Here is an 11,818-nt window from a genome sequence, read left to right as displayed (position 1 = left end):
CATTTATACCTACCGGTTCGAAGGGTGAAGTTACAGAAATAGAACATAGGAGGGGTTAGTCGTCAGCGGGGGTAGCTGTTTTTCGGGTCGCAAGCACGTCCAGGCAGTCCAGCCAGTCTTGCATATGGTTGCCGACGTAATTGAAGAACTCGCCGTTTCGATAGTCGGACCAGTCGCCGTCGGCGAGCGCGTCCGCCATCGCTTCGAACACCGCGGCGTAGGAGTCGGCGTCGTCACCGGATTGCATCCGGTGGGCCGACGAGGTTCGCTCGTCGATCTCGCCGACCGCATCGACGACTTCCCAGAGGTGTTCGTTGAGTTCGAGGCCCGGTACCTCGTTGTTGAGGTCGTCGAACGTCGGCCGCGCGGCCTTGTTGTGTTCGCAGAGCGGATAGCCGGTGAGGACATCTTTGCCCAGCACGTCCGCGGCGCGCTTGAGGAAGACGCCCGACCAGATGTCGTCGAAGCGGCCGACTTCCCACTCGTTGTCGTCCATCGGCAACTGGTAGAACGCCGGGATGACCTCGCGCTTGAACGCGAGGTTCATCGAACAGACGGTGAGATACTGGCCCGGTTCGGCGACAAAGTCGCCGTCGAAGTCGTCGAAATCGGTCCGGGTCTGTGCCTGCCCTTCGAGGTCGCCGTCCATCAGGATGCGGACGGCGTCGAGGTCCGGCACGTTGGTCCACAGGCCTTGCGAGGCGACCACGTCGCGGAGTTCGCGGGTGTCCGTCTCGACCGTCTCGCCCATCGCCGAGTAGGGGTACCCGCGTGGGTACAGTCCGTGTTCGTCGGCGTTCTGGTAGAGGACGTTCACCCACCGTTCGTTACTCGACACCGACTCCACCTCGTCGGTACGGTGGAGGTTCTCCATGTGCCGACCGAAGAAGTCCCACTCGTCGTGCGGGAGGGTGTCGTCGTCGATGAAGAACCCGTATTCGAACTCGGGGTGTGCCCACATGTACAAGAGGCCGAAACTCGTCTGTGCGTGACTCGCCGCCGGGACGAGGTGCGAGTACTCAGAAATCCCCTGCTCGGCGTACCACTCCTCACGGGCCGACTCGTCGAACACTGCCCCCGAAACCCCTTCGTCGTCGAGCATCGCCACCATCCCCTCGGTGTCGCAGAAGTCCTCCGTCACGAGGAGGACGAACAGCCGGTCGAGGTCGAAGCCGTGTGCGCGGGCGTTGTCGAAGTACGACCGCATGCACTCGTACTCCCGAATGGTCGGAACGACGACACAGATATCCGATTCCATTGTCTGTATGACTTTAGGCTGACCAAAAGTACCTGTTGGTCCCGTCTCAAACCCTTCAGACGTCCGAAACGTTCGATTTGCCATCCCCCCGTAACTCCGAACGTTCGCTTCGTCATCCACCGGCGACTTCGAAACGGTCACTCCGAGATTCCCGTCAGCGACTCCAACAGCAGGGCTGCGGTCTCTTTCGCCAGCGGGTCGTTCGCGTTCCCACACTGCGGCGACTGGACGCAGGACGGACAGCCAGCCTCGCAGTCGCAATCGTCGATGAGGCGTGCCGTCTGTCGCATCAGGCGCTCAACGATATCGTAGCCAGCGCGAGTCAGGCCGACGCCGCCGGGATGGCCGTCGTAGATGAAGATAGTCGATTGGCCCGTGTGGTCGTGATATGGCGTCGAGAGGCCACCGATGTCGCCGCGGTCACACAGGAGCGTCAGCGGGAAGAGCGAAATCATTCCGTGTTCTGCGGCGTGGATACCGCCGTTAAACGCGTAGTCGCTCCCTTTCTCGTGGGAACTACCTAACTTGCGCATCTCGGACTCTATGTCGCTGGGGACAGTGAAGTACAGCGCTTTCGTCCGAAGGCTCGTCTCCGGCAGGTCGAGCAGTTGTTGGCCGATGGTGGTCCCGCGCTTCGGGTCGCGGCGTTCGAAGCCGGTGATTTGCTTCCGCATCGTCACCTCGGCGAATCTGACTTCCACGTCCGACCGCGCCGACAGCGGTTTCGACAGGATATCCCGTTCGACGGTGATGTGTTTGTCGTGGAGGACGCGAGTGTAGTAGTCCGCCCACGTCGGTTGCAGACGGGCGACGTCGCGGTCCAAATCGAGGTCGGCGACCTCGTAGGTCTGGCCCTGATGGTGGTACACTGCGCCGGGATGAGCGTCCCGAAGTGCGTCGTCGAATGCGAGTTTCGCGATAGTCTCGTTGTTCCGCGAATCCATAAGCTGGACCTCGCGGTCGGTGATTGTTCGGAGACTCATGGCGTGTTGCGGGCTTCCGCCGCCGTCGTGGGTCCACCGAACTCCCTTGTCAGTATCCCGCCGCGCCAACGTTCCCTCACCTTCGAGGTCGGAGACCACGTCGGGGAACGAATCGCCGAAGTACGTGTCGTCGTCCGTCGAGAGCCAGTTTTCGGCGGCGGCGCAGGCGACGTGGCTGGGGAGCAGGTGGTCGTTTTCCGGGTCCGAGACCGCTCGCTCCGGGTCGCCGTCGAAGAATTCGGTGGGGTGGTTCAGCAGGTACTGGTCGAGTTGGTCTTCGCCGCCGACGAGAACCACCAGCGCGGGTCTGTCCCCTCGACCGGCCCGCCCGGCTTGCTGCCACGCCGACATTCGGGTACCGGGATAGCCGTCAATGAGGACCACGTCGAGGCCACCCACGTCGACGCCGAGTTCGAGTGCATTGGTGCTCCAGACGCCGGTGATGTCGCCGTCGTGGAGACCCGCCTCGATTTCTCGCCGCCGGTCGTGGGTGAGCGCGGCTTGATATGCCGCAATCTCGCCCGCCAGTCCGTGTTCGCCGCGACTGCGGAGGTCATTCGCACTCTCGGAGGCGTACCGCTCGGCGGCCTGTCGAGCGCGCGTGAACGCGAGCGTCTGGTGGCCGCGCGCCACGAGGTCGACGAAGAGATTCTTCGTTTCGACGTGACCCGACCGTCTGCGTCCTGACCCACCCGCGTCGGGGTTCTCGTACTCCGGTGGATTCCACAGCAACCAGTGTGTCTCACCGGTTCCGCTCGTGTCCTCGTCGACGAGCGCGAACGAATTTTCCCGCTCGCCTGTAATGCGCGCAGCGTGTTCGACGGGATTGCCGATAGTCGCAGAGCAGCAGATGAACTGCGGGTCGGACCCGAAGCGCTCGCAGACGCGTTTGAGTCGCCGAAGCAGGAGCGCGACGTGACTCCCGAAGACGCCGCGATAGCCGTGTACCTCGTCGATGACGACCGTTTCGAGCGACGAGAAGAACCACTCCCACAGGCGGTGTGCGTGCGGGAGCAGCGCGTAGTGAATCATGTCGGGATTCGACAGCAGAACCGTCGGCATTCGCTTTCTGACCTCGCGCTTCTCGGATTTCGACAGGCGACCGGTGTACTGGTCGGCCGAGACGCGACTCCCGAACCCGAGGCCGTGAGCGAGGTCCGAGAGCGTCTCCAGTTGGTCGGCGACGAGCGCGTTTTGCGGGCCGAGATAGAGCGTCCGTCCGCCGTGGTCCATCGCCCGCTCGAAGGCGGGAATGGTGTATGCGAGGCTCTTCCCACTCGCGGTTTGTGTGGCGAGCACCACGTTGTCGCCGTCGCGGACGGCTTCGACCGCCTCGGCCTGATGACGATAGAGACGGTCGATACCGCGGTCTTCGAGGGCTGACGCTAATCGCGGTTCGAGGTCTACATCGTCGAACGCGGAGTCGCGCGCATCGAACCGACGGTGGGACTGAATCTGTCCCTCGTAGTACGGTCTAGCTCGAAGCCACTCGATGAGGTCGTCCACACGCCCACTGTGGACCTCGCCGACCTAACGCTGTCGTACTATTGTTACTTGTTCACACGAAATTCTCCCTGCGAGCCACTTTTGTTCTCTGCGCCCCGACGCAAGCATATGGACCCGGACGCGGTGCTCATCTACGACGGCGAGTGTCCCTACTGCTCTGTCGCCGCGACGGCGCTGAAGCGTCTCGACGACGTGGAAGCCATCTCTTGGTACGACGACGCCGCGCAAACGTTCTTGGCGGCCCAGTTCGAGGAGGTCCCCTTCGCGATGGTGCTCGCAGACAACAACGAGGGCCGCGTCTACGCGGGCCGCGCCGCCGCGAAAGAACTCACCGACAGAGCGGGGATGCCGGGACTCCTCGGGAGCCTCGTCCGCGACAACTACAACACCATCGCAAAAGTCGTCGGCGTCGCCAGCGGCCGCGGCCGCGACCCGGATGACGTACACAGCAGCTATCAAATGGCACCTGCCGCGACCGACCTATTCGACGTGCTCGTCGAACACGCGGAGCCACAGCCCGAGGAACTTTCGTAGCCGCAACAGCGCTTTCTGGTAATGTCCGACCCCCATCGACAGCTATCGGTCCACTCGCTTGACCCTGCCGCTCTCGGTACCGGCGACGACCCGCTCGACCTCGATGCAGCAGCTCCACCGGGAACCTACGCGCTGGTCTTCGCGGTTCCCGAGACGACTATCGAAGTCGGTGCGCTCGGTGCGTGTCAATTTCCGGCGGGCGGATACGTCTACGTCGGGAGCGCGTTCGGCTCCGGCGGGCTTCGTCGCGTCCTCAGACACCGACGCGTCGCACGCGGGGAACACGATGCTCGCCACTGGCACGTAGATTATCTCGGTGGCCACCCTGACGTCGAACTTGTGGAGGTTATCTGCGTCACCGACCGGGACGCGGAGTGCGCCGTCGCCTCGGAACTCGGGCCACCGGCAATCGGTGGCTTCGGCTCGTCGGACTGTTCGTGTAAAGCGCATCTCACGCGACACCGAGACGCAGAAACGGCCGCGTCGACCGCTGTATCGGCATTTAGAGGTGAAAATTGAGGGAGATAGGCGTCTCCCTCGTTGCCGCCTGAACCGGACCGGGCACCCCGGTTCAGGTGACAAAGCCGGTTGTCAGAGGCACCCCGGCACCAGACCGTATTCGTGCGACCTGCTTTACTTCATCTATCGCCTACGATGCTCACTGGCTGAATAATATTATATATGTCTTTTGCTCACTTTTATTTCCAAACCCTGGATTCTCCGATCTCTTAAATACTCCGACGTTTGAACGCTATCGTATGGTCCGCCCCGAGGCAGACGAGGTACTTGATGTACTCACTCTGCGGGTCAACGTGCTCGCGGCGCTCTCTCGGCTCACGTCGTTCACCTCGGAAACCGCAACACTGCTCCCGCTCCGGTCGTTCACCGATGAGTGACCCGTCGCCGATTCCGTTCGTTTGACCCGCCGGAACCCCAATGACTTACGGGACCGACTGCGAAGCAGTGCTGATGACGACGACGTTTCCTGCAATCCCCTATCTCGAGTGGATTAGCGGGCGTGCCAGTGAGGCGACCCACGACCTCGCGACGAGCGACCTCAACGTGGCTCGTCACGATGACTCCGTCGTCCCGCCGGTTCTCGCCGACCTCGCCGACCCGGAAGACGAGACGCTCGTCGGGCAACTCGCAAGTCGATACGATGTCCCCGAGTCCTCGGTTCTCGTCACCGCAGGTGCCTCACATGCGAACTTCCTTGCCGCCTCCGCATTACTCGACCTCGCCACCGAGGTGCCTGATGATGCCGACGATGCCGACGATTCCGACAACTCTGTGGACTCCGCTCGCCCGCAGGTTCTCGTCGAGAAGCCGGGCTACCAGCCGCTTTTGGCGACTCCCGAAGCACTGGGCGCTCGTGTCGACCGATTCGTTCGGCCGCCCGAGTTCGACTATGAACTCGAACCAAGCCGAATCGACGGCGCTGCCACCGACTCGTTTGCGTACGCTATCGTCACCAACCGGCACAACCCGTCGGGGGAGCTCACCCCGCGCGCCGAATTGGCAGAGGTAGCCGACTCCGCGGCCGAAGCTGGCGGATACTTACTCGTCGACGAAGTGTACGCTCCGTACATCGACCCCGCAACAGACGGTCCGTTTGGCGGCGTCACCGCAGCGGGGATGCCGAAAACCGTTATCACCGGGTCGCTGACGAAGTTCTACGGTCTCGGCGGTCTGCGCGTCGGGTGGCTAATCGGACCGGAGGCAGTCATCGAACGGGCACGCTCTGCCTCGATGTATCTCCCGTCTGTTGCCACCCCGAGCACCAAACTCGCCCAGCGCGCCCTCCATCACGGCGACCAAATCGAGGCCGCGGCCCGCGACCAGCTCTCGACCAATCACGAACTGCTCGCATCGTTCCTTGCTGGCCAGCCGTCCCTTTCGGGTCGCATCCACGCTGGCGGGTCGTTCGCGTTCTTCGAACACGACGACTGCGACGGCGACGAGGTCGCCGATGCCGCGTGGGACCAGGGCGTGCTCGTCGTTCCCGGTCGCTTTTTCGACCTCCCGGACGCCTTCCGTATCTCGCTCGGCGGCGACCCCGGGGAGATGGCCACCGCACTCGACGTGTTCGGCGACGTGCTGGACGAACTCACAGCGTAATTCTTCGAACGAAAAGAGAATCGACCAAGCCAGCCCAGCCCAGCCCAGCCCGGTCGGCCCGTGTTGTATTTTGCCAGCCGTTGCGTCGGCGTGCGCCGACCCGTGCGTTGGTTCTGTGTCTCTCGGCGTGTCCCGATTTCGAACCGAGTGCTCGCTTACGCCTCGATGGCGTGCGTCAGCAGCTCGATTGGATGCGGCGGTTCCTCGTCGGCACCGGGCATGTCTTCGAGTTGCGTCCGGCAGGACGCGCCGGGTGCGACGACTACGTCGCCCGGACTTTCGGCCACCTGGTCGTAGAGGACGTTCCCGATGGCCTTCGACATGGAGTAGTGTTCGGCCTCGTAGCCGAACGACCCCGACATCCCACAGCACGTTGAGTCCAGCGGGTCCACGTCGTAGCCCGCGCGGCGGAGGACGCCCACCGCGTGGTGGTCCTTCTTCGTGGACTTCTGATGACAGTGGCCGTGATACGTCAGGTAGTCATCCTGCGGGAGGAACGAGAGGTTCTGGTCCAGACGGAACGTGTCGAAGTACTCCATGACGCCGTAGGAGTTGGCCGCGACGGCCTCTACGTCGTCGCCGGAGAGCAAATCGAGGTAGTCCGACTGGAACATCACGGCGTCCGAGGGTTCACAGAGGACGATATCCCAACCCTCGTCGAGATACGGCGCGAGTACCTCTACGTTCTGCGTGGCGTCGGCGCGAGCCTTATCGAGGAAGCCCTTCGAGTGTGGCGGCCGACCGGACCCGGCGACGCCGTCGGGAATGCGGACGTGGACGTTCGCGGCTTCGAGCGCCTTCACCGCCGCTTTCCCGACTTCGGGGTGGTTGTAGTTCGTGTAGGTGTCGGGGAACAACAGCACCTTGCGGTCGGCCTGTTGCTCCGCGATAGTCGACGCGCCGCGCGATTCGAACCACTCGACGAAGCTCGTCGCGTGGAACTTCGGCAGGGTTCGCTCCTTGGCGATGCCGATGGTCTTCTCCATCACCGTCCGTGCCCCGGGAATCTTCGTCATCGCGTTGGCGAGGGGTGCGAACGTCGACCCGAGTTTCGACAACGTACCGATGTTGGCGAAGATTTTGTCGCGGATGCTAGAGCCGTTGCGCTGGTGATACTCGTGCATCACCTCGGCTTTCATCTTCGCCATATCGACCTCGCTCGGGCAGTCCTTCGAACAGCCCTTACAGCCGACACAGAGGTCGAGCACCTCGTCGACGAACTCGTCTGTGAACATCTCCTCCTCCGAAAGGCCGCCGCTCATGGCCTGTCGGAGCATGTTAGCACGCCCGCGAGTCGACAGAATCTCCTCTTCGGATGCCCGGAAGGTCGGACACATGACGCCGCCGACCGTGGACTGCTGACCGCGACAGCCACCGCAGCCGTGACAGAGTTCGGCCATGCCCTCGAAGCCGTTGTCGTTGTCCCAGTTCAGCGTGGGTTCGAATCCGGATTCGAAGTCGTACTCCGGCGAGAACCGCAGGTTCTCGGTCATATCGTAGTCGCCGCAGATGTTCCCCGGATTGAGGAGCCAATCGGGGTCGAACGCGGTCTTGAGGTCGCGGAAGACGTTCCAGAGGTGGTCACCGTACAGTTTCCGGTTCCACTGCGTCCGCGCGCGACCGTCGCCGTGTTCGCCGGAGACCGAGCCGCCGTACTTGACGACCAAGTCAGTCACCTCGTCGGCGATGGCCTCGAACGTCTCGACGCCCTCGACCGTCTTCGTGTTCACGAGCGGGCGGATGTGGAGTACTCCCGGGCCCGCGTGCGCGTAGTAGGATGCGAACGTGTCGTGTTCGTCGAGGATGTCCTGAAAGTCGGAGACGTACGCAGGGAGGTTCTCTGCAGGGATGGCGGTATCCTCGATGTACGCGATGTGTTTCTCGTCGGTCGTCCGCGAGAGGAGAATCGGGAGGCCAGACTTGCGCATCTTCCAGAACTTCGCGCGCGTATCGGCGTCGTGTGCCTCCATGAAGTCGGTCGCACGACGTTCTTTCTCTGTCACCGAGGCCGCCCCGTCTTCCGGGTCGAACTCGGTTCCGTCGGGGTCGACGACGCGGTCTTCGATGAGATTTGCGACCTGCTGTTTGCCCGCCTCGTCGCTGTCGGCGTAGAACTCGACGAGCAGCGTCGAGTCCGTGTCCTCGGGGAGCATTCCGACCACGTCCGCGAACTCCGCGGTGTCGCGCGCGAGGTCGAGAAGCACGTCGTCCATGACCTCGACGGCGGCGGGTTCGTGTTCGAGGATGGGTGCGACGTCGTGCATGGCGTCTATCACGTCGTCGTAGGTGAGAAGTGCGACAGAGGCAGTCTCCGGGATGTGTTCGAGCGAGACGGTCGCCTTCGTGACGATGGCGAGCGTCCCTTCGCTGCCTGCGAGAAGGCGGGCGAGATTGATTGTCCCCGCCTTCCACTCCTCGTCGATGCCCGTGTCGTCGGGCGTGCGACGCTCGCCGCGCATCTCGTCGACGAGCATATCGAGGTTGTACCCCGAGACGTTGCGTTTCAGGTCGGGGTAGCGCTTCGAAATCTCGTCCGCTTCCTCGTCGAGTATCTGCAGGACTTTCGCGTAGATTCGTTCTTCGAGTGTGCCGTCAGCGTCGCCGCGCTCGCGGAGTTCGTCGACGCTCATTTCGCCGAACGTCGTCACCGTGCCGTCAGCGAGAACGACTTCGAGTTCTTCGATATAGTAGTCAGTCTTGCCGTACTTCAGCGAGTGTGCCCCTGTGGAGTTGTTGCCAATAGCGCCACCGAGCGCGGAGCGGTCGCCCCACGCCGGGTCGGGCGCGAACTTCAGCCCGTGTGGTGCTAACTCCTCGTTGAGTTCGCCGAGTCGAACGCCGGTTTGAGCGGTCGCCGTCCCCGTTTCGGGGTCGATTTCCTCGACCTCGCCCATGTAGCGAATGAAGTCGAGAACGACCGCCTCGTTGACCGTCTGCCCGGCGAGGCTCGTCCCGCCGCCGCGGGGCAAGACGGGAATCTGCCGCTCGTCGCAGTACTCCATCACCGCCGCCACGTCGGCCGTCGATTTCGGCATGACGACGCCGATGGGTAGCTTCTCGTATGCGGATGCGTCGGTTGCGTACAGTGTCCTCGTGTAGGTGTCGAATCGCACGTCGCCCTCGACGATGGATTCGAGGTCTTCGACCAGCCCTGGCCGTGCTACGTCGTCGTTGACGTAGTCGAAGTCGCCCTCCAGCGAGGGGTCAGCGGCCGGTTCGTGCGTGTTGGATGCCATTGATTAGCTCTCTTATAGTGTCGGTTTGCGCGAAAGGTAAAAGGCACCCGGGAACGGGTGTTTTTCCTTCCCGTTCGTGAGCGGTTCGACCTGCAAGCAGCCACCGATTAGAACACGCCGGGGAACAGCACGTAGCTGAACAGCAGCGTGAGAATTCCGGTAGCGGTCCCGTAGTACAGAAGCGGGATGAGTTCGAGGCGGATGACCCGACCCTCTTCGCCGACGAGGCCGACGACCGCGAGCGCGGCGACGACGTTGTGGACGGCGATGAGGTTCCCGATTGCACCGCCGACCGCCTGCGCGCCCAGCATGACGGTCTTCGACGTTCCGATCTGGTCTGCGACACCGTACTGGAAGGTCCCGAAGAGGATGTCAGAGACAGTGTTCGACCCTGCGAGGAACGCGCCGAACGCGCCTACGAAGGCGGCGAAGAACGGGTAGATGCCGCCAGCGATGCCGGCCATACCCTCGGAGAGGACGATAAGCATGCTGTCGCTGCCCGTTGCCGCGCCCGACTGGAGCATGATTTGCACCGTCGCAACCGCAAACAACAGCGCGACGACGGCCGGGGTGACCTTCTCGATGGTTTCTGCCCACGTCGCTTTGACCTGCTTGCCGTCCATGCTGTGGAGACCGATGGTGATGGCGTGGACCACGAGGAACACCGCGCCGGGCAGGTAGAGGAGTGCGAAACTACCGCTCAGACCCGTACCCAACAGGTCCCCCGACTGGATGACGAGGTTCGATTTCAGGAACCCCGTCAACGGGGTGAAGACACGGGTCAGGACGAGGAGTCCCGCGACGAGGACGTACGGCGTCCATGCCTTCCAGAGCGGCATCTGCTGGACAACGCCACCGTCGGCGGCGACCGCACCGTCGCGGTCGCTCGTTTCGCCGGGTTGGATGTCACCGACCCAGTGGTCGGGCCACGACGACTGCGGTGCGAAGTCCCACTCCTCGTCGGGGTGGAAGAAGCCGGCCTTGAGCGCGGAGACGGTCAAGAGCAGTCCGACCATCGCGCCCACGAGTCCGGGGAAGACCGGACCGAGGAAGTACGCCGTCAGGAAGTACGGGACGGAGAATGACGCCCACGCGAAGAGCGTGAGGGGTAGCACTTCGAGTGCCGGCTTGATGGACTTCTCCTCGCCGAAGAAGCGCGTCATCATGGCGACGCCGATGAAGGGAAGCAGAATGCCGACAGCGACGTGATTCATCGCGGCGAAGACGGCGATTTCGCTGACCCACTGTTCGACGCCCATGCCCTGTGCGTCCAGTGCGGTCGTGATGACCGGTACGTCGTCGAAGATGTCGATCATGCCGATGATGAGCGGCGTGCCCACCGCCCCGAACGTAATCGCCATGAGGTTACCTGTGAGGGCGACCACGACGGCGGCCAGCGGCGGGAAGCCAAGGCCGACGAGGAGCGGACCGACGATTGCTGCCGGCGTGCCAAACCCGGCAGCAGCCTCGATGAACGAGCCCATGAGGAACACAAGCAGGACGACCTGCACACGGCGGTCCTCGCTGATGGACGCGAATCCGTCGTTGATGGAGTCGAACGCGCCCGTCTGCTTGAGCGTGTACAGGAGCAAGATTGCCCCGAAGACGATGTAGAGGATGTTCGACGCGGTGATGAATCCGTTAATCGTCGCGGCGGCAATCCACGTCGGTGTCATGCCCCAACCGAAGAATCCTGCTACTATTGCTACGCCCCACGCGACCGGCATCGCCCGCGTCGCGGGCCAGTACCGACCGACCATGAGATACGCGATGGTCAAAAGTGGCAACAGCGCGATAAGTACATTGGTTGCACTAACCATGCTGTACACCTCCACAGTTCGTTCCAGCCTGTGCCATTCCAGCTTCGTGCCTGATGCGGTGCATCGTGGAATCTGATACAGATTGATTGTGATATATATCTATCGTTCGTCGCTATTCATGACAGTTCTTTACTTCGTTCTCCCTCTGACCTCGAACTCCACTTCACTCGTGTGAATCGACCCAAATAGCGCGTTAAACACACGAATTTGGGCGTGACACTGTTTATCGTGGCTATTCACGAATTCGGATAATTTCGCAAACGAGTCGTTGAACTTAACCACTGTACACGTGTGAACCGGCCAATTCACACGTATTGATTGGGATTTCATTGGTGTGTAAAGGCTTATGCCCTCGTATGCAAA

8 protein-coding genes are annotated in these 11,818 nt (G+C 62.4%); 4 read left to right on the top strand and 4 right to left on the bottom strand.

Going from position 1 to position 11,818, the window contains the following annotated elements; all coding sequences use genetic code 11:
• Positions 1-55: 55 nt before the first annotated feature.
• Together HFX_RS08775 and HFX_RS08770 are read right to left on the bottom strand one after the other, a co-directional pair.
• Positions 56-1,258: a hypothetical protein gene (locus HFX_RS08775; protein WP_004056549.1), complete on the bottom strand. Its 1,203-nt coding sequence runs from the start codon at positions 1,256-1,258 to the stop codon at positions 56-58.
• Between the two features lie 137 nt (positions 1,259-1,395).
• Positions 1,396-3,747 (bottom strand): DEAD/DEAH box helicase, encoded by a 2,352-nt coding sequence (locus tag HFX_RS08770; RefSeq protein WP_004056551.1) that lies wholly within the window; start codon positions 3,745-3,747, stop codon positions 1,396-1,398.
• Positions 3,748-3,855: 108 nt separating this feature from the next.
• Here HFX_RS08770 and HFX_RS08765 point away from each other — a divergent pair, with 108 nt between their 5' ends.
• From HFX_RS08765 to HFX_RS08755, 4 genes are all read left to right on the top strand, one after another.
• Positions 3,856-4,281, top strand: coding sequence for a DCC1-like thiol-disulfide oxidoreductase family protein (locus tag HFX_RS08765; RefSeq protein WP_004056553.1), 426 nt, complete (start codon positions 3,856-3,858; stop codon positions 4,279-4,281).
• Between the two features lie 21 nt (positions 4,282-4,302).
• Complete coding sequence (locus HFX_RS08760; protein ID WP_004056555.1) at positions 4,303-4,800, top strand: GIY-YIG nuclease family protein; 498 nt, start codon at positions 4,303-4,305, stop codon at positions 4,798-4,800.
• A gap of 239 nt (positions 4,801-5,039) precedes the next feature.
• Positions 5,040-5,177, top strand: a complete 138-nt coding sequence (locus tag HFX_RS19665) for a hypothetical protein (protein ID WP_155844680.1) — start codon at positions 5,040-5,042, stop codon at positions 5,175-5,177.
• A 73-nt stretch (positions 5,178-5,250) separates the two neighbouring features.
• Positions 5,251-6,399: a pyridoxal phosphate-dependent aminotransferase gene (locus HFX_RS08755; protein WP_014732364.1), complete on the top strand. Its 1,149-nt coding sequence runs from the start codon at positions 5,251-5,253 to the stop codon at positions 6,397-6,399.
• Positions 6,400-6,554: 155 nt separating this feature from the next.
• Here HFX_RS08755 and HFX_RS08750 read toward each other — a convergent pair whose 3' ends face one another.
• Complete coding sequence (locus HFX_RS08750) at positions 6,555-9,635, bottom strand: FAD-binding and (Fe-S)-binding domain-containing protein (RefSeq protein ID WP_004056559.1); 3,081 nt, start codon at positions 9,633-9,635, stop codon at positions 6,555-6,557.
• Positions 9,636-9,742: 107 nt separating this feature from the next.
• Positions 9,743-11,455 carry an L-lactate permease gene (locus HFX_RS08745; protein ID WP_014732363.1) on the bottom strand — a complete coding sequence of 571 codons (1,713 nt, stop codon included), beginning with the start codon at positions 11,453-11,455 and terminating at the stop codon, positions 9,743-9,745.
• Between the last annotated feature and the right edge of the window lie 363 nt (positions 11,456-11,818).

Source organism: Haloferax mediterranei ATCC 33500 (genome assembly GCF_000306765.2).
Taxonomy (GTDB): Archaea; Halobacteriota; Halobacteria; order Halobacteriales; family Haloferacaceae; genus Haloferax; species Haloferax mediterranei.
This window is presented reverse-complemented; position numbering and strand designations above follow the sequence as displayed.